The sequence below is a fragment of the Cryptosporangium phraense genome, assembly GCF_006912135.1.
Taxonomy (GTDB): Bacteria; Actinomycetota; Actinomycetes; order Mycobacteriales; family Cryptosporangiaceae; genus Cryptosporangium; species Cryptosporangium phraense.
Map to the genome: position 1 here is coordinate 172,339 of NZ_VIRS01000003.1, position 20,478 is coordinate 192,816.

Here is a 20,478-nt window from a genome sequence, read left to right on the forward strand (position 1 = left end):
GGGAGCGGAAGGTGGCCACCACTACGAGCAGCGACTACTACGACGTGCTGGGCGTCGAGCGGACGGCGAGCCAGGAGGACATCCAGCGCGCCTACCGCAAGCTGGCCCGGAAGTATCACCCGGATGTGAACTCCGATCCGGACGCCGAGGACACGTTCAAGCGCGTGAACGAGGCCAACGAGGTCCTGAGCGACCCGGAGGCTCGCGAGCGCTACGACAAGTTCTCGCCGCAGTTCGGTGACGACTGGCGCAAGGTGCCGTCGGACTACGACCCTTCTGCTGGTGCGCGCGCTCACGGGTTTTCGGGGGACGGGGCGAGCTTCGAGGACCTGCTCGGCGGGCTGTTCGGGGGCGGGTCCGGCTTCTTCAGCCGGGGTCCGATGCCCGGCTCCGACATCGAGGCCGAGATCGAGCTCCCGATCGAGGACGCGTACTCCGGCGGGCGTCGCAGCCTGACGATGCAGTCCGCTGAGGGCCTCCGCACGATCGACGTCAACATCCCGGCCGGTGTGCTGGACGGCCAGCGGATCCGGCTGGCCGGTCAGGGTGGCGAGGGCTACGGCGAGGGCGCGCCCCGCGGTGACCTGTACCTCCGCGTGCGGCTCGCCCCGCACCGCCGCTACCGCGTCGACGGCCGCGACCTCACGGTCGAACTCCCGGTGACGCCCTGGGACGCGACCCTCGGCGCGAAGGCCACCGTGGAGACGCTCGCCGGGAATGTGGACGTGAAGGTACCGGCCGGTTCGTCGTCGGGACGTCGGCTGCGGCTGCGTGGCCGGGGGCTGCCTAATTCGCGGGGTGCCGCCGGTGACCTGTACGCCGAGGTGAAGATCGTCGTTCCGCAGCGTCTGACCGGTAGGCAGCGGGCGCTCTGGGAGGAGCTGGCCGGCCTGGAGTCGGCCGACGCCGAGGGCGAGGCCGCCTGACGGTTTCTTGGGGTGGGCGGAGGCTCGGGCGGGCGGAGGCTCGGGTGGGCGGAGGCTCGGGTGGGCGGGAGGCTCGGCCGGGCGGGCGGGGGCCTGTAGCTTCGGAAAGCATGTGCCGAAACATCACCGAGCTGCGGGGCCTCCAGCCGCCCGCGACCGACGACGAGATCACCGCGGCCGCGGCCCAGTTCGTCCGGAAGGTCACCGGGATCGGGAAGCCGAACCCGTCGGTGGCGCCGAAGATCGACGACGCCGTGCACCAGATCGCGCACATCATGCGCGACCTGCTGGGCGAGCTACCCGAGCGGCGCGGCGAGCCGACGACGGTGCCGCCGCTGCGCCGCCCGCAGGTGCGGGCTCGCCTGGGCCTGGCCCCGTTCGAGGGCTGACCCTGTTCGTTGGCCGGTCGTGTCGTCGGCCACGCCGTGAGCCCTTCGCGATGCGCGCGGGTAACTCGCTGGGGCCTGAGGCTGCGTGAAGTGGCGCCCGGCATGATCGGATCCGTGGCCGCTGGGCCGTGGTCGCTGGACTGTGGGCCGCGTGTGCGGAGGTTGCCGGCCCCCGGGTCTCTCGGCGGCGCCTAGACGCCGTTTCGACCTCCTCCGCGGGTCGCGGATGCTGCCGACCTGCGGTAACCAGTGCGTCTCAGGCCTCCACCCCTGCGCTCGGCGGGTCGCCACGCATGGGTGGGGCACATGGCAGGCCCCACGCACGGCGGGCCCCGGGCGCGATCGTTCCGCGTGAGCTGGGTCCCGCGCGGGGCGGCCCACGTGTGGCCCGAGTGCGCTACGCCTAGAAGGCGACCGCGCCGGACCGGCCACCGCCCAGGCTGGGGTCACCGCCGATGCTGGGGTCACCGCCCAGGCTGGCGACCCACGCCCGGTGGCCGCCCGTACTGGGCGGCCACCGCGCCCGGCAACCACCCGCGCTCAGCGGGCAGTACAACCTCGCCGCGGCCGTTTGACCTCGGACCGGGCCTCGCCACCGCCGCCCCAACCGAGTTACGAGGCGGGCCTCAGGCCGGCGTGGTCGCGAAAGTGCGGCTGATCACCAGGCGCTGGATCTGGTTCGTGCCCTCGAAGATCTGCATGATCTTCGCCTCCCGCATATACCGCTCGACCGGAAAATCACGCGTATACCCGTACCCCCCGAGCACCTGAACCGCGTCCGTCGTGACCTTCATCGCGGCGTCCGTGGCGATCAACTTCGCGACGCTGGCCTGGCGACTGTACGGCCGGCCCGCATCGCGCCGGCGGGCAGCGTCCACATAGGTGGCCCGAGCCGAATCGACGGCGGCGGCCATGTCGGCGAGCAGGAACCCCAGGCCCTGGTGATCGACGATCTTGCGGCCGAAGGCCGTGCGCTCGTTGGCGTAGCCGACGGCGGCGTCGAGCGCGGCCTGGGCCAGGCCGGTCGCGCACGCGGCGATGCCGAGGCGCCCGGAGTCCAGCGCGCTGAACGCGATCTGCAGACCCTGGCCCTCGCGGCCGATCAGCCGGTCGCCGTCGAGGAAGGCTCCGTCCCAGTAGGCAGCAGTGGTCGGCACCGCGTTCAGGCCCATCTTCTGCTCGGGCGGCCCGAACGTGAGGCCGTCGACCGAACCCGGGGCGAGGAAGCACGAGATGCCGCCGGCCGCGCGCACGAACAGCGCGTAGTACGAGGCCTTGCCGCCGTGGGTGATCCAGGCCTTGGTGCCGGTGATGCGGTAGCCGTCCCCGTCGCGGTCGGCGCGGCAGGTGAGCGCGGCCGCGTCCGAGCCGGCCTGGGGCTCCGACAGGCTGTAGCCGCCGATCAGCTCGCCGGCCAGCATGTCCGGCAGCCAGCGCTCCTGCTGCGCACGCGTGCCGAACATGGCGACCGGATAGCACGACAGGCCGTGCACGCTGGTCGCCACCGCGACCGCCGCCCAGCGGGCCGCCAGCTCCTCCAGAACCTGCAGGTACACCTCGTACGGCTGCCCACCGCCGCCGAACTCCTCCGGGTAGGGCAGGCCGAGCAGCCCGGCCGCGCCGAGCATGTCGAACAGGCCCTCGGGGTAGGTCTCGGCCTTCTCGTGGGCGTCGACTCTCGGGGCCAGCTCCTTGTCGGCGATGGCGCGGGTCAGGTCGAGCAGATCCGCGGCCTCGGACGAGGGGAGTAGGCGGTCGACGGCCATGTGGCTCCTTCTATAGGTACCGCTAACGGTACTACAGAACCACGATGAATAGCCGATGCGACGCGGTGGCAGAATGGCGCCCCATGACCTCAGCACCCGTCCGGCGTGGCGTGGCCCGCCGCACCGAGCTGCTCGACGCGCTCGTCGCGCTGCTGCTCGCGGAGGGGTTCGCGTCGTTCACGCTCGACGACCTGGCCGCCCGGCTGCACTGCTCGAAACGCACGCTGTACTCGATCGCCGGGAGCAAGGAACAGCTGGTCCGCACCGCGGTCGTGCACTTCTTCCGGGGTGCGACCGCGGCCGTGGAGGACGCGGTCGCGCGCGAGCCCGACCCGGCCGCCCGGATCACCGTCTACCTCCAGGCGGTCGCGGTCGCGCTGCGGCCGGCGTCGGCGGCGATCCTCGACGACGTCGCGTCGTTCCCGCCGGCCGCCGAGATCTACGAGCGGAACACCCGGGCCGCCGCCCGCCGGATCCGCGAGTTCATCGACGAGGGCGTGGCCGCGGGCGCGTTCCGCGCGACGCACACCGGCTTCGTCGCCGACGTCGTCGCGTCGACGATGGTGCGGATCCAGCAGCGCCAGGTGGCCGCCGCGACCGGACTGTCGGACGCGGAGGCCTACGCCGAGCTCGCCGCGCTGGTCACTAACGGGCTAGCAGCTCCCTGATCGCCTTCACCACCTCGGCCGGGGCCTCCTCGGCCATGAAATGGCCGGCGCTGGTGGTCCGGTGGTCGAGGTCGGCGGCCCACCGGCTCCAGATCCCCTCCGCGTCGAAGCCGAGCGCGGCGCCCCAGTCCTGTTGGAGGACGGTGACCGGCATCGCCAGGCGGTGGCCGGCGTCGCGATCGACGGTGTCGTGGGCGACGTCGATGCCGGCGGTGGCGCGGTAGTCGGCGACGATCGACGGCGTGGCTGCGGCCGACGCCCGCAGGTACTCGGCCCGGACGTCTTCCGGGATCGCGTCGGAATTGCCGGCCCACTGGTCGAGGAACGAGCCGTAGAACTCGTCGGCGACCGCGGCGATCATCTTCTCCGGCAGGCCTGCGGGCTGCGCCATCAGGTACAGGTGCCAGCCGACCGCACCGTGCACGCCCCGGAGCACGTCCCAGCTCTCCAGCGTCGGGAGGACGTCGAGAGAGGCCAGGTGGGTGACGGTGTCGGGATGGTCGAGGCCGGCCCGGATCGCGACCAGCGCACCGCGGTCGTGGCCGGCGAGCGCGAAGCGGTCGTGGCCGAACGCCTTCGCGAGCGCGACGACGTCGGCGGCCATCGTGCGCTTGGAGTAGGTGTCGGCCGACGCTTCGGCGGGCTTGTCGGAGTCGCCGTAGCCGCGCAGGTCGGGGACCAGGACCGTGTGGTCGGCGGCCAGGTCGGCGGCGACGTGGCGCCACATCAGGTGGGTCTCGGGGAAGCCGTGGAGCAGCACGATCGGCGAGCCGGTGCCGGCGACCGCGGTCTGCAGGGACACGCCGTCGGCGACCGGGACGCGCTGGTAGTCGAAGCCGTTGATCTTCATGGGGTCCAGCGTCGCCGTTCCGGATCAGCAGTGGATCAGCAGCGACTGAGTAGGCTTCGGCGGTGCGATTCGGCGTGCTGGGCCCGCTGACGGCGTCCGGACCGGCGGGCGCGGTGGACCTGAAAGGGCCCGCGCACCGGTCGGTGATCGCGCGGTTGCTGGTGGCGCGAGGGCGGGTCGTGCCGGTGTCGGTGCTGGTCGACGATCTGTGGGACGGAACGTCGCCGGAGGGCGCGGTCGGGGCGGTGCAGACGTTCGTCGCCGCGCTGCGCAAGTCGCTGGAGCCGGATCGGGCGCCGCGAGCACCGGCTCGGCTGCTGGTGACCGCCGGGCCGGGGTACGCGTTGCGCGCGTCGGACGTGGATGCCTGGGAGTTCGAGGCCGAGGTCACGGCGGCCGGGTGGTCGGGCGGCGGGGCCGCGGACGCGGCCGCGGCCGCGGGGCGGTTGAGCGCGGTGCTCGGGTTGTGGCGGGGGCCGGCGTACGCGGAGTTCGCGGAGCGGCCGTGGGCGCGGGCCGAGGTCGCCCGGCTGGACGAGCTGCGGTTGCTGGCGATCGAGCGGCGCGCGGAGGCGCTGCTCGCGGCCGGCCGGGCGGCCGAGGCGGTCGCGGACCTCGAGGCGTTCACCGACACGCACCCGGCCCGCGAGAGCGGCCGCCGGCTGCTGGCGCTGGCCCTCTACCGCACCGGCCGGCCGGCCGACGCGCTCGCGTCGCTGCGCCGGGCCCGCCGGGCCCTCGCCGAGGCCGACGGCCTCGACCCCAGCCCCGACCTCCGCCGCCTGGAGGCCGACATCCTCGCCCAGTCCCCGTCCCTGGACCCGGCCCCCGCCGGTCCGCTGACCGTAGGAACTCCGCCGTCGAACGACGTCCGGCCTCCCGGCCACGAACGGCCGCATTCGGACGTCGATCGGCTGGTCGGACGCGAGCGGGAGCTACGGCAGCTGGCCGACGCGGCCGAGGACGCGATCGCGCGCGGACGCCTGCGGGTCGGGCTGATCGCCGGGGAGGCCGGGGCCGGAAAGACCGCGCTGGCCGAAGAGCTCGCGGCCCGGGTCGACGGCTACGGCTGGACGTCCGCGACCGGCACCAACCCCGACGACGAGGGGCTCCCGGCGGCCTGGCCGTGGACGCAGATCCTCGGGAGCCTCGCCCGGGTCGTGCCGAGCCCGCCCGAGCCCGGCGCCTCGCGCTTTCAGTGGCACCGGGCGGTGGCGGCCTACCTCACCGACGTGGCGACGCGGGCGCCGCTGCTGCTCGTCGTCGACGATCTGCACTGGGCCGGTCCGGAGACCCTGGCCCTGTTCGCGGCCCTGGCCGCCGAGCCGATCGCCGCGCCGATCCTGCTGGTCGCGACCTACCGCAGCACCGACCCGCCGCGGGCGCTGGCCGACGTCCTGGGTCGGGTCGCCCGGGCCGAGCCGGCCCGCGTCTACCTCGGTGGGCTCCCCGCCGACGCGATCCCGGCCGTCGTCCGGGGGGTGATCGGCCACGACGTGGACGCGTCGACCGCCGCGACCATCCACCGGCGCACCGGGGGTAACCCGTTCTTCGTCCGGGAGCTGGCCCGGCTCGTCGAGAGCGGCGAGCTGGACGCGGTGCCGCCGGGCGTCCGGGACGTCGTCCGGTACCGGATCGCCGGGCTGGCGTCGCCGGTGCGTGACGTACTGCGGCGGGCCGCGGTGCTCGGTCCGGAGATCGACCCGGACCTGCTCGAGGACGCCGACCTGACCGCGCTCGAGGTGGCCACCGCCCGGGGGTTCCTGGTCGAGCGGGGCCCGGGCCGGTTCGCGTTCGCCCACGCGCTGGTGCGGGATGCCCTGGATGCCGATGTGTCTCGCTCGCGCCGGGCCCGGTGGCACACGGCAGCGGCCGAGCTGCTCGAACGGCTCCGGCCGGGCGACGTCGACGCGCTGGCCCGGCACTACCTGCTCGCGGACACTCCGGAGACTGCGGCCCGCGCCGCCCGGTACGCCCGGGCCGCCGCCGAGCGCGCCGAGCGCCGGTCCGCCCCGCTCGAGGCCGCCCGCCTCTGGCGAGCCGCCCTCACCGCCTTCGACCGAGCCGCCGCGTTCGAGGGGGGCGCCGCTTCGGACGGGGTCACCGGCTTTGACGGGGTCGCCGCCGGCCGCGCCGCCGGCATCGATCGCGCGGGCGGCGGGGGTGTGGCCGATGGCGATCGCGCTGCGGGCGGGGGTGTGGCCAACGGCGATCGCGTCGGCGGCGGGGGTGTGGCCAACGGCGATTGCGCTGGCGGCGGGGGTGTGGTCAATGGCGATGGCGTCGGCGGCGGGGGTGCGGCCAACGGCGGTCGCGCGGGCGGCGGGGGTGTGGTCAATGGCGGTCGCGCTGGGGGTGGGGGCGTGGCCGATGGCGATCGTGCTGGCGGCGGGGGGCAGCGGGATCGGTTGGATCTGATCATGGGGGAGGTGCGGGCGCTCGCGGTCAGTGGCTCGCTCGGGCGGGCCCGGGGCCTGCGAGCCGACGCGATCGCGCTCGCCGAGAGCCTCGGCGACCCCGTCCTCACCGCCGAGGTCATCGGCGCGTTCGACGTCCCGGCGATCTGGACCGACAGCGACGACCCGGCCCTGGCCCGGCACATCGCCGACGTCACCGAACGGACGCTGGCCGCGCTCCCGCCCGACCGCCCGGCCACGCGGGCCCGGCTGCTCGCGACGCTCGCGCTCGAGCTCCGGAACACCGGTGGCGACCGGGCCGCCGCGGCCGCCCGGGAGGCCGAACGGATCGCCCGCGATCTCGGCGACCCGAGCGTCCTCGCGTTCGCCCTCAATGCCCGATTCATGCAGTCGTTCGGCCGCGCTGGCCTGGCGCCCGAACGCGCGGCCCTCGGAACCGAGATCGTCGCGATCGCGCAGACCGCGGACCTGCCGACGTTCGAGATCCTCGGCCACCTGATCCTGATGCAGGCCCGCTCCGCGCTGGCCGATTTCGTGGCCGCCGACGAGCACGCCGCCGCCGCCGACCGGCTCGGCGAACGCTACGACTCGCCGCTCGTCGCGGTGTTCACGGACTGGTACCGGGCGCTTCGGACCGCGGTGACCGGTCGGCCCTCGGACGCCGAGGCCGCCTACCGCGCCGCCGCGGCCCGCCTGGCCGCCACCGACATGACCGGCCTAGACCGAGGCCTGCTCCCGTTCGCCCTACTAGCCCTACGCCTCCAGGCCGGCCCGCCCCCCACCCCCGCGCTCACCGGCCCCGAGCTCACCGGCCCCGAGCTCACCGGCCGCGAGCCCGCCGGCCCCGAGCTCACCGGCCCCGAGCCCGCCGGCCCCGCGCTCGCGTCCGCCGGCCCTGCGCTCGCCGGCCCTGCGCCCGCGCCCGCAGGCTCCGAGCCCGCGCCTGCCGGTTCCGAGCCCGCGCCCGCCGGCTCCGGGCTCGTGTCGGTCGGCCCCGAGCCCGCTGGCTCCGAGCCTGCGACCGCCGACAGCGAGTTCGCGTCCGTCGGCCCCGCGCCGGCCGGCCCTGAGCTCGCGGCCGTCGGCCACGAGTCCGCGCCCACCGAGCCCAGCGGCCCGGGCCCCCGGGCCGGCGTCCCGGGCGGCACGGACTTCGGCGCGTTTGCGCCGTGGTGCGCCCCGGCCGGCGAGATTCCCCCGTCCCCGCCCGACCTGCTCTACGAGGCTCGCACCTGCCTCCACGCCCTGGCCGCCCTCGACGCGAACGACCACCCCACCATCGAGCGCCTCTACACCGACCTCCTCCCGGCCGCCGGCGAGCTCGCCGGCGCCGGCAGCGGCCTGCTCACGCTCGGCCCGGTCGCCGACTACCTGGCCCTTCTCGCCGACGCCCTGAACCGCCCGGCCGACGCCGCCCGCCACCGCGCCGACGCCACCCGCCTCCGCGCCGACGCCACCCGCCCGCGCGCCAACGCCACCGCGCCAACGCCACTCGCCACCGCCACCCGCCACCGCCACCCGCCTCCGTGAAACAGCGCTACAGATCGAGTCGAAACAGCCTCAGCGGTAACGGAACCCGTCGAAGAAGCGCCGGAACACGCCCCCGGGCCGGGGCAGCGGTGCGGCCTGCGGTGGCGACGTGGCCATCCGGCGGGCGATCGGCTGGTCGTAGTCGGTGTGCACGATCGCCTCGATGACCTGCTCCTCGTCGAAGTTCTCGGAACCCTCGATGACCGGCACGAACCCCACCAGGACGCCGTTGCGCATCACCTGGGCCTCGATGCCGGCGGTGCCGTCCGAGTCCCAGATCGCCTGGCGTCCCTGCGACAGCATCACGCCCACACCGAACTGGTAAACGCCGACCTTGGCCGGAAATGCGTCGACGCCCCGGTCGCGGAGGGCGTCGACGACTCGCCGTGCTCTGTTCTCGTCCATTGACCGTCTAACGTACGTGACCTCGGCTTCTCTCCCGCCCCGACGATCTCGAACCGATCACGACGTCGCGACCGCCGGTTCGGTCCGCTCGGTCGGCAGCAGCCGGACACCGCCCGGCTGCCGACGATCGTCCAGGTCGCGGCCGGTCTCACCGTGCGCCGGCCCCAGACCACCGCGCCAAGCGTGACCACACCGCACAGCCCGGCCGGCACGACGATGGCGAACGGCGGCCCGGCCTCGTCGGGGATCGGCCGGGACGAACGACGAGACGACGTCCGGCACACCGAGAATTCCCGCCAATACCAGCCCGATGCGATATTTCGTACTCACGGAGACCTCCGATCACCGGCCGGTCTGTAGGCGCGATTACATTCGTGATCTCACTCCCGTGGTTCAGTAATCCCTGGCCGCAACCGCGCGCCCCACTCACTCTCATCACGGGGGAAGGAACAATGCACGTTTTATCGAGGTCGATCCGCGTTCTGGTGGCGTCGGTCGGCGTCGCCGCGCTGGTCGCCCTGACCGGTTGCGGCCCGCTCGACTCCACCGCCTCCAAACCCACGTCCGCGCAGGCCAGCAAGCCGGCCGCGGTCGCCGGCGACCCGTCCGCGAGCCCGGCCGGCGACTCCGACGCGGTCGTGCAGAACATCCTCGACTCGGTTGTCGCCTATTGGACCGAACAATTCCAGTCCAGCGGCTACACGTTCAAGCCAGCCGACAAGGTGATCACGTACACCAAGGCCGGCGAGGCGAGCTGCAGCGGCACTCCACTCGAAGCCGGCAATGCGTTCTACTGCTTCGGCGACAACACGATCATCTACGACGCCAAATGGGTCCAGCAGTACCGCGACAAGATCGGCGACGGATTCCTTTACTTCCTCTTCTCCCACGAATACGGCCACTCGGTGCAGGGCCAGGTCGGCGCGAACATGCTGCTCAGCATCACGCTCGAACTGCAGGCCGATTGCCTGTCGGGCGCGTACCTGGGCGACTCGGTCCGGGCCGGCTCGATCCGGCTCACCGACGCCGACGTCGTCTCGCTGAAGAAGTCGCTGATGGAGGTCGGCGACGCGCCGACCGACAACGCGTACGGTGCCTGGTTCGGCCCGCTGGCCCACGGGACGATGGAGAAGCGGCTGGCCGCCTTCACTCGCGGCTACGACAGCTCGTACGGCGCCTGCCACCTCGACTCCAACAAGGGCGTGGTCCTGAAGTCCCCCAAGCAGGTGTGAGTCACCTTCTGGGGCCAGAGTGAACAGATGGACGCGACGCTCCGCTGAACAGCGGAGCGTCGCTCTGCGTGTACGGAGAAGAGGCGCCGCACGAGCCGAAGAAGGTAGCCATGTCAGACGTCGTCTACTCGCTGTACCAGCAGGACCGCCTGCGCTGGGTCGTCGAGGACGACCAGCTACCGGCCGCCCTCGCCGCGATGCACCAGAGCGGGGTCAGCGACGTGGAGGTCCGCACCGCCGACGGCCGCCCGCCGGCGCCGGCCGAACTCTCCACGCGCTACCTCACCACCGACGAGTTCTGCGGGTTCCACGTGTTCGAGGCCGCGGTGAGCCTGGCCGGGGAGGAGATCGTCCGGACGCGGTACTCGGTCCCGGGCTGCGCCTGCACCGCCACCCCGCACCGGAGCTGCGCCGTTCCGGCCTCTTAGGACCTGTCCGTCCTGTTCGGTAGGTCGCGATTTGCCATCATCTCTGCCGCAACCTCGCTCGCTCCCCGTATCCGGTTGATCCTGTTCGGTAGCGATCACGGGGGTGCCTCCGGGCGCCGCGGGAGAGGAGACGCACGCACATGCGACGACCCATCAGATTCACGACGGTCGCTGTTCTGGCGGTCGCGCTCGCCGCCGCCGGGTGTACGAAGAACACCGGCGACAAGGACGAGGGTGACCAGCAGGAGGCCTCGACCCAGACCGCGGTGCTGGCGGAGAACTCTGACGGACCCGCCCCCGGCGTGCCCGGGGCCAAGAAGGGCGGGACGGTCACGGTCTACACCAGCGGCGACTTCGAGCACCTCGACCCGCAGCAGGCGTACGTGATCCCGGCCCTGACCGCCGGCACGAACCTGATGTGGCGGACGCTCACCCAGTTCCGCGAGAACGGCGACGGCAAGTTGGAAGTCGTCGGTGACCTGGCCACGAACACCGGCGAGGAGTCCAACGGCGGCAAGACCTGGAAATTCACGCTCAAGGACGGGCTGAAGTTCGAGGACGGCACGCCGATCACGTCCAAGGACGTCGCCTACGGCGTGGCCCGCTCGTTCAGCCCCGACCTCACCGAGGGTCCGAAGTGGTTCCAGCAGTGGCTGGCCGGCAGCGCCGAGTACAACAAGGTGTACAAGGGCCCGTACGACGGCGGCGCGAAGGTCCCACCGGGCGTCGAGGTGCCGGACGACAAGACGATCATCTTCAACTTCAAGACCCCGCACGCCGACGTCCCGTTCGCCGCGACCATGCCGACGACGTCCCCGGTGCCGGCGGCCAAGGACACCAAGGCGCAGTACGAGAACCACCCGGTCTCGTCCGGGCCGTACAAGATCCAGACCTACAACCGCAGCCAGAAGATGACGCTGGTCCGTAACGAGAACTGGGACCCGAACACGGACCCGATCCGGCACAACTTCCCGGACTCGTACGTCTTCGAGTTCACGCGCACCGCCGAGCAGGCCAGTGAGGCGCTGCTGGCCGACGCCGGCGAGGCCCAGTCGGGTCTGTCGTTCCAGGACGAGCAGGTCCCGGCCAGCGTCTACCCGAAGGTGATCGCGAACCCGGACGCCAAGAAGCGGATCCTCACCGGCCCGACGCAGTTCGTCTGGATGATCGACATCAACCTGCAGCGGGTCAAGGACATCAACGTCCGCAAGGCGCTCAACTACGCGCTCGACCGCGAGGGCATGCTCAAGGTCTGGGGCTCGTTCTCCGGCCTGCCGGCCACGACGATCCTGTCGCCGACGACGTCCGGGTACGAGGACTTCAACCTCTACGACGGCGGGAAGAACGGCAACGTCGAGAAGGCCAAGGAGCTGCTCGGCGGCAAGCGGGTGCCGCTGACCTACGCCTACCGCAACACCGAGCGGAACCAGGCCATCGCCGCGTTCCTGCGCAGCAGCCTGAAGAACGCCGGGTTCGACCTGACGATCCAGCCGGTCGACGAAGACCAGTACTACACGGTGCTCGGGCGTCGGGACAACCCGTTCGACCTGTATCTGCAGGGCTGGGGCTCGGACTGGCCGGGCGGCAGCACGACGATCCCGCCGCTGTTCGACGGCCGGGCGATCACGCCGACCGGCAACCAGAACATCACGTACATGAACGACGACACGGCCAACCAGAAGATGGACGAGATCCTCGCGCTGACCGACCAGACCCAGGCCGACAAGCAGTGGGCAGCCCTGGACAAGGACATCATGACCCGGGTCGTCCCGATCGTCCCGGCCATCTACGACAAGCAGACGACGATGTACGGCTCGAAGATCGGCGGCATCTATCTCAGTGCCCCGTACGGCAACTCGGGCCTGAACAACCTGTACGTGAAGTAGAGCCGGGGCGGCGCGCACGACGCGCGCCGCCCCGATCTCAGCCCACGTCCCGGCGGCGGAAACCGGCCAGGCCGGCCCCCGCCAGCGCGGCGGCGATCACGGTCAGCCAGACCAGCGGCGCCGCCCGCACCGCGTCGCCCGGCAGCTTCGGGACGTGCGCGAACGGCGACGCGTCGATCAGCCACTGGCTCAGCCCGAGCAGGGCGCCGAGCTCCAGCAGCACGAAGCAGGCGATCAGCCCGGCCCAGGTCAGCGCGCTGGCCCGCGGCGCCAGCCCGAACAGCAGCGCGCCGAACCCGGCCAGCACCCACGCGGCCGGCGTCTGCACCAGCGCGGCCTCGGTCAGCCGGGGCACCTGCCCGCTGACGTCCGAGGTCTCCAGACCGTAGACCAGCCCGCCGCTGACCCCGGCCACCAGCAGCAGCAACGGCGTCCCGAGCACGGCGAACGCCAGGTGGCCGAGCGCCCACCGCAGCCGCCCGACCGGCGTCGCCAGCAGCGGCTCGACCCGTTGCGCGGCCTCCTCGGTGTGCAGCCGCAGCACGGCCTGCACCGTGTACGCGGCGATCGTCAGCCCGACGATCCCGAACACCGCGGCCAGGTACGCGTCGGTGACGCCCTGGTGGCCGCCCAACCGCGACAGCACGTCGCTGATGTTCGAATTCGAGTCCAGCGACTCGGACAGCCCGTTGGCGGCCCCGCCGAGCACCCCACCGGCGAACACCATCGCGACGACCCAGCCCAGCAGCACACCGCGCTGCAGCCGCCAGGCCAGCCCGAACACACTGCCGAGTGCGCCGTCCGCCGGGGCCGCCCGCTCCGGCAGCAGCGAGGCGCCCAGATCCCGCCGCGCCACCAGCGCGTACGCGCCCGCTCCGAACAACACGGCCACCACGAGCGACAGACCCAGCACCCACCACCGTTCGCCCGCGTAGGAACGCGTCCGCATCGCCCAACCGATCGGGGACAGCCAGCTCAGCCAGGTCGGACCCGTGTCACCCAGCGCCCGCAGCAGGTAGGCGGCGCCGAGCACCGCCGAGGCGATCCCGGTCGCGGAGCGACCGGCCCCGACGAGTTGCGCGGCGACCGCCGCGACCGCGGCGAAGACCAGCCCGGCCGACCCGGTCGCCAGACCGAACGCGAGCGATCCGGCGACCGGCAGGCCGGTCGCGGCCAGGAACGCGAACACCAGCAGGGTCGCGGCCGCGTTCGCGACGGCCGCGGTCAGGACGGCCGCCGTCAGCGGCGCGTACCGCCCGGTCGCGGCCGACCCGACCAGCTCCAGCCGGCCGGTCTCCTCCTCCGTCCGGGTGTGGCGGACGACGGTCAACAGGCTCATCAACGCCACGAGGACGAATTCGGTCGCGCCGATCTTCCACGCGGTCAGCCCGCCCAGCGTCACGCTGAACAGCGAGCCGTTGATCGCCTCCAGCGCCGGGTTGGCGAGGATCCCGCTGACGTCCCTGATGTCGGCGTCGGTCGGGTAGAGCTGCATGTACTGGGCCGCGGTGCTCGCCGGGAGCACCGCCAGCACCAGCACCCAGATCGGCAGACGCACCCGGTCGAGCCGCAGCGCCAGCCGCAGCAGCGCACCCGTTCCGGCGAACATCACGCGGCCGCGGTGTAGTGCGAGAGGAACAGCTCCTCCAGCGTGGGCGGACGCGACTCCAGCGAGCGGACGCCGATCGTCGTCAGGTGCACGAGTGCTTCGTCCAGCTGGGCGACGTCGACCGTGAACGTGACGCGGTTGTCGCGGACCTGCAGGTCGTGGACGCCGGTCAGGCCGTCGAGGCCGGTCGGCGGACCGGCGAGCTCGGCCCGGATCGACGTACGGGTCAGGTGGCGCAGCTCGGTCAGCGTGCCGGTCTCGACGGCCCGGCCCTCGCGGACGATCGTCACGCGGTCGCAGAGGGCCTCCACTTCGGACAGGATGTGGCTGGAGAGCAGCACGGTCCGCCCGTCCTCGGCCACGAACTCTTCGACGACCGAACGGAAGACCTCCTCCATCAGCGGGTCGAGGCCGGACGTCGGCTCGTCGAGCAACAGCAGCTCGGCGTCGGACGCGAACGCGGCGACCAGCGCGACCTTCTGCCGGTTGCCCTTCGAGTAGGCGCGGCCCTTCTTGCGCGGGTCGAGCTGGAAGCGTTCGAGCAGCTCGGTGCGGCGCTTGGGGTTGATGCCGCCGCGCAGCCGCCCGAGCAGGTCGATGATCTCGCCGCCGGAGAGGTTCGGCCACAGTGTGACGTCGCCGGGGACGTAGGCCAGCCGGCGGTGCAGGTCGGTGGCCTGCGACCAGGGGTCGCCGCCGAGCAGCGTCGCGGTGCCGCCGTCGGCGCGGGCCAGGCCGAGCAGGATGCGGATCGTCGTGGTCTTCCCGGCGCCGTTCGGGCCGAGGAAGCCGTGCACCTCGCCGGTGCGGACGGCCAGGTCGAGGCCGTTGAGCGCCCGGGTGGTGCCGAAGTTCTTGAGGAGACCGGACACGGCGATGGCGTCGGTCATCGCACTACTCCTTGCGATCGAGGGATTCGCGGGCCTGCCGGGCCAGCTCGGGGGTGATCAGCGCGTGCGAGTAGATGTCGAGCATCGCGAGTTCGAGCCGGTGCTCGGGGTCCGCGTAGATGTCGTCGACGCCGAGGAGCCGGCCGACGTGGTTCTGCAGCAGCGAGACGCCGAACACCATCGCGGTCCACGCGGCCGCCCGGGTGCCGACGTCGATCATCGGTTCGTCGTCGCGGAGCTTGTCGGACTCCTCGATCCAGGCCTCGGTGAGCTTGGCGACCTGGTCGAAGAGGGCGGCGATCGTGGGAGAGCCGTCGAGCAGCGCCCGCGAAAAGTAGCGCTGGAACGGCTGCATGGACTCCCGGCTCACCGCCGGGCTGAACGTGTGCTGCCCGGCCGCCTCGGCGACCTTCGCGTTCGCCTCGCGGATCTGGTCCAGCACGTGCGCGTCGACGGCGTCGCGCAGTTCCTCTTTGGAGCCGAAGTGGTGGCGGAGCAGCCCGGGGGAGACGCCGGCCTCGGCGGCGATGCTGCGGATCGTGGCCTTCTGGAACCCGACGTCGGCGAACTGGGCCAGCGCCGCGTCGCGGATGCGGGCGCGAGCGGTCAGGTCGTCGGGGTCGGGCATGAGCGTCTCCAGTCGGCTATACATCCGTGTAGCCGACTATACGCTTGCATAGCCCTAGGGATTCAAGAGGAACCGGGCCGGAATTTCACCGCCGCCGTGCACGGCCAGGTCGGCGCCGTTGACGTAGTTCGCCAGGTCCGAGCTCAGGTACAGGCAGGCGTTCGCGATGTCCTCCGGGTCGGCCAGGCGCCCGGCCGGGATCAGGCTCGTCGTCTGCTGCGTGTAGAGGTCGGCCTCGGTCCGGATGAGTCCGGCGGTGATGTGGTTGACCCGCACCGACGGTCCCCACTCGAGCGCGAGGGCCTTCGTCAGCGTCAGCAGGCCGGCCTTCGCGGCCGCGTACGCCGCCGTCCCCGGCTGCGGGTCCGAGGCCGAGACGCTTCCTATGTTGACGATGGAGCCGGTGGTCATCGCGGCGTTGGCGGCCTGGGCGAGATAGAACGGGGCCAGCAGGTTGAGCGCGACGATCTTCTCGACGAAGCGGGGCGAGACCGTGGCGGCGTCGGCGTCGGGGGAGCCGCCGGCGTTGTTGATCAGCACGTCGAGGCGGCCGAAGCGGTCGACGGTGGCGTCCACCAGGGCCCGGCAGGCGTCCGGGTCGCGGACGTCGGTCCGGACGAAGTGGCCCGGCGGCGGGGTGGCCGGCTCGTTCCGGGCGCACACGACGACGTCGGCGCCGGCACGGGTGAACGTCTCGGCGATGACCTTGCCGACGCCCTTGGTGCCGCCGGTGACCAGCACGGTCGCCCCGGTGAAGTCCAGATTCGCCATTGCCGCAGGCTAGCGGCGCGTGCGCCGTCCGACTAGGAAACGGCGTAGAGGCGCCGGGGGGACGCCGGATCCGGCGTCGCCGGTGTCGTGGCGGCCCGGGCGCGGCGCAGCGCGGCCTCCGCCTCGCGGACGAGCGCGGCGATCGACGTCTCGGGGGTGCCGGAGCCGGGGGCGTGGAGTGCGACGCCGATGGAGCCGCCGATCGTGAGCGGGTCGTCGTCGGTCTCGATCGGGGCGCGGAGCGCTTCGATCAAGCGGGTGGCGATCTCGGTCGCCTCGTCGGCGTCGTCGATGCCGGGCAGGACGACGCCGAACTCGTCGTCGCCCAGCCGGGCCACCGAGTCACCGGGGCGGGCCGCCGCGGTGAGCCGGTCGGCGACCGCGCACAGCACGTCGGCGTCCGGGTGGTCGCCGTCCACCGTGACCAGGATCAGCGCGGTCGGCGTGGTCGGCAGCACGGCGGCCAGGCGCTGGTGCATCAGCGCCCGGTTGGCCAGGCCGGTCACCGGGTCGTGGTGGGCCCGGTGCAGGAGTTCCTCGGTGAGCGCGAGGCCGGCCAGCGCGGTGGCGACCTGCGTGCTCCAGGCGGTGACCGCGGCTCGGACGTCGGGACCGAGCGGACGGTGGGCGGTGACGACCAGCGCCCCGACGTCCCGGCCGCCGGCCCGCAGCCGGACGATCAGCGCGCTGCCCCGACGCGGCGGGAGCGGCAGGATGTTCCGGAGCCGCTCGCAGTCGAGGCCCTCGAGGTAGACCGGTTCGCCGCCCCGGAGCGCCGTGGTCAGCGCGGCCGGCAGCGGCTCGAAGTCGAGGACCCGGCCGGGAGGTCCGCCGGCGACGACGTGGTGCCGGAGATCGTGGCCGAGCGCCAGCGTCACCGTGCCCGGGCCGCCGATCAGCGCGAGCGTGGTCTCGATCGCGGCCCGGTGGACGACGACGGGGTCGCTGCTCGCGGCGAGCCGGGCCGCACCGGCGGCGACCGCCTGCTCCCGGCCGAGCGCCTGCTGGGCCCGGCCCGTCTGGAGTGCACGCATCCGCCGTCCCGCCGCCGAAGGAGAGGTCCGACGGGGTAATCGGTAGGGAACGGTGGTAACTAAGGCTTTCCTGCTCGGCGGAGCAGGGCTTCGGCGTGTCGGAGGACCGGCGAGTCGACCATCCGGCCTTCGAAGCGGAACACGCCCCGCTCGCCCCGGGCGGCGTCCAGGACGCGGCGGGCCCAGTCGACCTCCTCGGCCGGCGGCGTGTACGCGGCCCGGATCACCGCCACCTGCGACGGGTGGATCGCGACCGTTCCGTCGAAGCCGCTCGCGACCGCGTCCTCGGCCTCGGCCCGGAGGCCGTCGACGTCGGCGATGTCGAGGTGGACCGTGTCGAGCGCGAACCGGCCGTGGGCCTTCGCGACCAGCAGCGACGTGACCCGGGCGTGCCGGGCGACGTCCCGGAACGTGCCGTCCGGGCGCCGGGACGCGTTGCCGCCGAGCGACGCGACCAGGTCTTCCGGGCCCCACATCACGCCGACCGTGTTCTCGGCCGCGGCCAGGTCGTCCGCCGCGAGCACCCCGCGGGCCGACTCCAGCAGCACGATCACGTCGTACGGACGCAGGGCCAGCACCTCGGCGGTGGTCTCCGCCTTGGGCAGCATGACCCGCCGGTACGGGGTGGCGTGCAGGGCGCGGAGGTCGTCGGCCGGATCGCCCGAGTTGATCCGGACCACCGTGCGCTCCGGGTCGAGCGTCGTGTCCCGGAGCGCGCGCCGGGCCGCGTCCTTGTCGGCCGGGGCGACCGCGTCCTCCAGGTCGAGGATCACGACGTCGGCGGCCGCGGCGGCTTTCGCGTAACGGTCCGGGCGGTCGGCCGGGCAGAACAGCCAGGCGGGGCCGGGTGGAACCCACATGCGGTGTGCCTCCACGCTCAGGACGGGCTCAGCGGCTCCAGTATCCGGTGCGGCTCGCGCAGCGCGACGCTCACCCGGTCGTCGCGGAGGTACTCCAGCCCCGGGCCCGGCTCCATCTGGGTCTCGCCCGGGGGGATCACCCGCTCGCAGGCCTCGCAGACGGTCGGCCCGGAGATCGTCCCGCCGCACCCGACGTGCCGGTACAGCCGGTTCGACGGCCCGACGTCGAGGTGGCGGGTGCCCCAGGCGGTGAGCTGGAACAGCGGCGGCCAGAGCTCGGCGCCCGCGTCGGTGAGCACGTACTCGTCGCGGGGTGGCGAGTCCTGGTACCGGCGCTTCTCCAGGATGCCGGCGGCGACGAGCGTCTCCAGGCGGTCGGAGAGCACGGCCCGGGGGACGTCGAGATGGACGAGGAAGTCGCCGAACCGGCGGACGCCGTAGAACGCGTCGCGCACGACGAGCAGCGTCCAGCGTTCGCCGAGGATCTCCAGCGTGCGGGCGAACGCGCAGTTCTGGCCCGCGTAGTCCTTTCCGAGTGCCACGTCGTTCATCCTAGCGGGTTGGTTCGTTCACTGAACTGTGCTGCTCACTACGGTTCAATCATTGAACCGAGTGCGGTACCGTGCCGGGCATGACGACAACTCTGGAGGCGTCCGCGCCGGCCGTCGGCCGCCGGGAGCAGCTGATCCTGGCCGTGGTGTGCGCGGCGACGCTGCTCACGCTGGCCGACTACACCGCGCCGGCCGTCGTGGTGCCGACGCTCGCCGCCGACCTGCACGCGACGGCCACCGCGCAGGTCTGGATCCTCAACGGCATCACGTTCGGGCTGGCCGTGCTGCTGCTCACCGCGGGCAGCCTGGCCGACGACTTCGGCCGCCGCCGGGTGTTCGTCGGGGGTGTGGCCGGGCTCGCGGTCGCGATGGTCATCGGCGCGCTGGCCCCGTCGGCCTGGGTGTTCGTCGGGGCCCGGGTCGTCCAGGGCATCGCCGGGGCGGCGATCCTGGCCGCCGGCCTCGGGCTGGTGGCGAACGCGTTCCCGGCCGGGCCGCACCGGATCCGGGCCGCCGCGACCTGGGGCTCGATGATCGGGCTGGGCATCGCGACCGGCCCGTTGCTGCAGATCGCGGCCGAGCACACGGCCGGGTGGCGGTCGTTCTACTGGGTCGCCGGGGCGGTCGGGGTAGGGCTGGCGGTGGCCGGATGGCGGCTGCTGGAGGAGTCGCGGGCCGCGCGCGCCCGGCAGGTGGACTTCGCCGGAGTCGTGCTGCTCGGCGCCGGGCTCGTGTCGTTGCTGGTCGGGGCCACGAACGGCCGGACCGGGTGGCTGCGGCTGCCGACCGTGCTGCCGATCGTCGTCGCGGTGGTGCTGTTCGTCGGGTTCGCGCTGCGGGAGGCCCGCGCGGCCGAGCCGATGATCGACGTGACGCTCTTCCGCCGGGCGCCGTTCCTGCTGGCGACGTTGGGCGCGCTGGCGGCCGGGCTCGCGGTGATCGGCCCGATGACGTTCCTGCCGACCGCGCTGCAGCGGGGGAGCGGTTGGTCGGCCGCGGAGACCGCGCTGCTGGCGTTCGCCTGGGCCGGCACGATGTTCGTCGTCGGGCTGGCCGCCCGGCGGATGCGGGCCAGCGTCCACGGCGGCTGGGAGATCGGGATCGGGTTCGTGCTCTCGGCGGTGGGCGGCGCGCTGTCGCTGGCGTTCGTCGGGGACTCCTGGGGCCTGCTGTTCCCCGGGTTCGTCGTGGCCGGGCTCGGCGGCGGCCTGATCAACGCGACGCTGCCCCGGCTGGCCGTGGGGACGGTGCCCCCGGAGCGCAGCGCGATGGGGTCGGGGGCGAACAACACGGCCCGGTACGTCGGGTCGTCGCTCGGGGTGGCGGTGACCGCGTCGCTGGCGCCGGCCAGCCCGGGTGAGGCGCTGACCGTCGGCATCGTGCTCTGCCTGGTGGCGGCCGTGGCGCTGGCGCCGCTGGCCGCCCGCTCGCGGGTGTTGGCCGTGGCCTAGCTAGGCGTTCTTCGCTCGGCGGGCGGCTCGTTCCTGCTCCACCCGGCGCTTCCAGGCCGCTCGGGCTTCGGGGCTGTGGCCCTGGATCGCGCCCGAGACGGTCGGAGGACCGAAGATCTGGAAGAGCCACTCGCCGAAGCGGCTGCGCGGGGCCGTGCGTTCGTTCGCCATGAGTAGAGTGTAGGCC

20 protein-coding genes are annotated in these 20,478 nt (G+C 73.0%); 8 read left to right on the forward strand and 12 right to left on the reverse strand.

The window, feature by feature from the left end; genetic code table 11:
* Positions 1-11 precede the first annotated feature (11 nt).
* Both FL583_RS05485 and FL583_RS05490 read left to right on the forward strand, forming a co-directional pair.
* Positions 12-926 (forward strand): DnaJ C-terminal domain-containing protein, encoded by a 915-nt coding sequence (locus FL583_RS05485; RefSeq protein ID WP_142703354.1) that lies wholly within the window; start codon positions 12-14, stop codon positions 924-926.
* Between the two features lie 110 nt (positions 927-1,036).
* Complete coding sequence (locus tag FL583_RS05490; RefSeq protein ID WP_142703355.1) at positions 1,037-1,315, forward strand: DUF2277 domain-containing protein; 279 nt, start codon at positions 1,037-1,039, stop codon at positions 1,313-1,315.
* Positions 1,316-1,941: 626 nt separating this feature from the next.
* On the opposite strand, the gene FL583_RS05495 is transcribed toward FL583_RS05490, so the two are convergent.
* Complete coding sequence (locus tag FL583_RS05495; RefSeq protein WP_142703356.1) at positions 1,942-3,081, reverse strand: acyl-CoA dehydrogenase family protein; 1,140 nt, start codon at positions 3,079-3,081, stop codon at positions 1,942-1,944.
* Positions 3,082-3,164: 83 nt separating this feature from the next.
* Here FL583_RS05495 and FL583_RS05500 point away from each other — a divergent pair, with 83 nt between their 5' ends.
* A complete protein-coding gene (locus tag FL583_RS05500) occupies positions 3,165-3,749 on the forward strand; it encodes a TetR/AcrR family transcriptional regulator (RefSeq protein ID WP_142703357.1) in 585 nt (194 codons plus the stop codon).
* On the opposite strand, the gene FL583_RS05505 is transcribed toward FL583_RS05500, so the two are convergent.
* Positions 3,727-4,599, reverse strand: a complete 873-nt coding sequence (locus FL583_RS05505; RefSeq protein ID WP_170323494.1) for an alpha/beta fold hydrolase — start codon at positions 4,597-4,599, stop codon at positions 3,727-3,729. The two genes, FL583_RS05500 and FL583_RS05505, sit on opposite strands and share 23 nt — an antisense overlap.
* Before the next feature lie 62 nt (positions 4,600-4,661).
* On the opposite strand from FL583_RS05505, the gene FL583_RS42350 reads away from it, so the two are divergent.
* Positions 4,662-8,546 carry a BTAD domain-containing putative transcriptional regulator gene (locus FL583_RS42350; RefSeq protein ID WP_205751867.1) on the forward strand — a complete coding sequence of 1,295 codons (3,885 nt, stop codon included), beginning with the start codon at positions 4,662-4,664 and terminating at the stop codon, positions 8,544-8,546.
* A 30-nt stretch (positions 8,547-8,576) separates the two neighbouring features.
* On the opposite strand, the gene FL583_RS05515 is transcribed toward FL583_RS42350, so the two are convergent.
* Together FL583_RS05515 and FL583_RS05520 are read right to left on the reverse strand one after the other, a co-directional pair.
* A complete protein-coding gene (locus FL583_RS05515; protein ID WP_142703359.1) occupies positions 8,577-8,951 on the reverse strand; it encodes a hypothetical protein in 375 nt (124 codons plus the stop codon).
* Between the two features lie 57 nt (positions 8,952-9,008).
* Complete coding sequence (locus FL583_RS05520) at positions 9,009-9,281, reverse strand: hypothetical protein (RefSeq protein ID WP_142703360.1); 273 nt, start codon at positions 9,279-9,281, stop codon at positions 9,009-9,011.
* Positions 9,282-9,403: 122 nt separating this feature from the next.
* Between FL583_RS05520 and FL583_RS05525 the strand changes: the two genes are divergently transcribed.
* The 3 genes from FL583_RS05525 to FL583_RS05535 all read left to right on the forward strand — a co-directional run bounded on the left by FL583_RS05525 (position 9,404) and on the right by FL583_RS05535 (position 12,497).
* Positions 9,404-10,183, forward strand: a complete 780-nt coding sequence (locus FL583_RS05525) for a neutral zinc metallopeptidase (protein ID WP_142703361.1) — start codon at positions 9,404-9,406, stop codon at positions 10,181-10,183.
* 110 nt (positions 10,184-10,293) lie between these two features.
* The gene (locus tag FL583_RS05530) at positions 10,294-10,611 is read left to right on the forward strand and encodes a hypothetical protein (RefSeq protein WP_142703362.1); all 318 of its coding nucleotides are present in this window, start codon (positions 10,294-10,296) and stop codon (positions 10,609-10,611) included.
* 140 nt (positions 10,612-10,751) lie between these two features.
* Positions 10,752-12,497: an ABC transporter substrate-binding protein gene (locus FL583_RS05535; RefSeq protein ID WP_142703363.1), complete on the forward strand. Its 1,746-nt coding sequence runs from the start codon at positions 10,752-10,754 to the stop codon at positions 12,495-12,497.
* 37 nt (positions 12,498-12,534) lie between these two features.
* On the opposite strand, the gene FL583_RS05540 is transcribed toward FL583_RS05535, so the two are convergent.
* Genes FL583_RS05540 through FL583_RS05570 form a run of 7 tightly spaced genes read right to left on the reverse strand, consistent with a single transcriptional unit; the run spans position 12,535 to position 18,840 of the window.
* Positions 12,535-14,106: an ABC transporter permease gene (locus FL583_RS05540; protein WP_142703634.1), complete on the reverse strand. Its 1,572-nt coding sequence runs from the start codon at positions 14,104-14,106 to the stop codon at positions 12,535-12,537.
* Complete coding sequence (locus FL583_RS05545; RefSeq protein WP_142703364.1) at positions 14,106-14,996, reverse strand: ABC transporter ATP-binding protein; 891 nt, start codon at positions 14,994-14,996, stop codon at positions 14,106-14,108. The genes FL583_RS05540 and FL583_RS05545 overlap by 1 nt, the downstream gene beginning before the upstream one ends.
* Before the next feature lie 4 nt (positions 14,997-15,000).
* Positions 15,001-15,648 (reverse strand): TetR/AcrR family transcriptional regulator, encoded by a 648-nt coding sequence (locus tag FL583_RS05550; protein WP_142703365.1) that lies wholly within the window; start codon positions 15,646-15,648, stop codon positions 15,001-15,003.
* A 30-nt stretch (positions 15,649-15,678) separates the two neighbouring features.
* On the reverse strand, positions 15,679-16,395 hold the full coding sequence (locus FL583_RS05555; protein ID WP_142703366.1) for an SDR family oxidoreductase: 717 nt from the start codon (positions 16,393-16,395) through the stop codon (positions 15,679-15,681).
* A gap of 32 nt (positions 16,396-16,427) precedes the next feature.
* The gene (locus FL583_RS05560) at positions 16,428-17,429 is read right to left on the reverse strand and encodes a diguanylate cyclase domain-containing protein (protein ID WP_142703367.1); all 1,002 of its coding nucleotides are present in this window, start codon (positions 17,427-17,429) and stop codon (positions 16,428-16,430) included.
* Positions 17,430-17,488: 59 nt separating this feature from the next.
* Positions 17,489-18,289, reverse strand: a complete 801-nt coding sequence (locus tag FL583_RS05565; protein ID WP_142703368.1) for an HpcH/HpaI aldolase/citrate lyase family protein — start codon at positions 18,287-18,289, stop codon at positions 17,489-17,491.
* A 17-nt stretch (positions 18,290-18,306) separates the two neighbouring features.
* On the reverse strand, positions 18,307-18,840 hold the full coding sequence (locus tag FL583_RS05570; protein WP_142703369.1) for a winged helix-turn-helix transcriptional regulator: 534 nt from the start codon (positions 18,838-18,840) through the stop codon (positions 18,307-18,309).
* 80 nt (positions 18,841-18,920) lie between these two features.
* On the opposite strand from FL583_RS05570, the gene FL583_RS05575 reads away from it, so the two are divergent.
* Positions 18,921-20,291: an MFS transporter gene (locus tag FL583_RS05575; RefSeq protein ID WP_142703370.1), complete on the forward strand. Its 1,371-nt coding sequence runs from the start codon at positions 18,921-18,923 to the stop codon at positions 20,289-20,291.
* Here the strand turns inward: FL583_RS05575 and FL583_RS39960 are convergent, their stop codons facing one another.
* Positions 20,292-20,462 carry a hypothetical protein gene (locus tag FL583_RS39960; protein ID WP_170323495.1) on the reverse strand — a complete coding sequence of 57 codons (171 nt, stop codon included), beginning with the start codon at positions 20,460-20,462 and terminating at the stop codon, positions 20,292-20,294.
* Positions 20,463-20,478: the final 16 nt, after the last annotated feature.

Bases quoted from the DNA above. Each gene is read 5' to 3' on its own strand.
- FL583_RS05490 (WP_142703355.1), top strand. From the start codon at position 1,037: ATGTGCCGAAACATCACCGAGCTGCGGGGCCTCCAGCCGCCCGCGACC.
- FL583_RS05495 (WP_142703356.1), bottom strand. From the start codon at position 3,081: ATGGCCGTCGACCGCCTACTCCCCTCGTCCGAGGCCGCGGATCTGCTC.
- FL583_RS05500 (WP_142703357.1), top strand. From the start codon at position 3,165: ATGACCTCAGCACCCGTCCGGCGTGGCGTGGCCCGCCGCACCGAGCTG.
- FL583_RS05505 (WP_170323494.1), bottom strand. From the start codon at position 4,599: ATGAAGATCAACGGCTTCGACTACCAGCGCGTCCCGGTCGCCGACGGC.
- FL583_RS05515 (WP_142703359.1), bottom strand. From the start codon at position 8,951: ATGGACGAGAACAGAGCACGGCGAGTCGTCGACGCCCTCCGCGACCGG.
- FL583_RS05525 (WP_142703361.1), top strand. From the start codon at position 9,404: ATGCACGTTTTATCGAGGTCGATCCGCGTTCTGGTGGCGTCGGTCGGC.
- FL583_RS05530 (WP_142703362.1), top strand. From the start codon at position 10,294: ATGTCAGACGTCGTCTACTCGCTGTACCAGCAGGACCGCCTGCGCTGG.
- FL583_RS05535 (WP_142703363.1), top strand. From the start codon at position 10,752: ATGCGACGACCCATCAGATTCACGACGGTCGCTGTTCTGGCGGTCGCG.
- FL583_RS05540 (WP_142703634.1), bottom strand. From the start codon at position 14,106: ATGTTCGCCGGAACGGGTGCGCTGCTGCGGCTGGCGCTGCGGCTCGAC.
- FL583_RS05545 (WP_142703364.1), bottom strand. From the start codon at position 14,996: ATGACCGACGCCATCGCCGTGTCCGGTCTCCTCAAGAACTTCGGCACC.
- FL583_RS05550 (WP_142703365.1), bottom strand. From the start codon at position 15,648: ATGTATAGCCGACTGGAGACGCTCATGCCCGACCCCGACGACCTGACC.
- FL583_RS05555 (WP_142703366.1), bottom strand. From the start codon at position 16,395: ATGGCGAATCTGGACTTCACCGGGGCGACCGTGCTGGTCACCGGCGGC.
- FL583_RS05560 (WP_142703367.1), bottom strand. From the start codon at position 17,429: ATGCGTGCACTCCAGACGGGCCGGGCCCAGCAGGCGCTCGGCCGGGAG.
- FL583_RS05565 (WP_142703368.1), bottom strand. From the start codon at position 18,289: ATGTGGGTTCCACCCGGCCCCGCCTGGCTGTTCTGCCCGGCCGACCGC.
- FL583_RS05570 (WP_142703369.1), bottom strand. From the start codon at position 18,840: ATGAACGACGTGGCACTCGGAAAGGACTACGCGGGCCAGAACTGCGCG.
- FL583_RS05575 (WP_142703370.1), top strand. From the start codon at position 18,921: ATGACGACAACTCTGGAGGCGTCCGCGCCGGCCGTCGGCCGCCGGGAG.
- FL583_RS39960 (WP_170323495.1), bottom strand. From the start codon at position 20,462: ATGGCGAACGAACGCACGGCCCCGCGCAGCCGCTTCGGCGAGTGGCTC.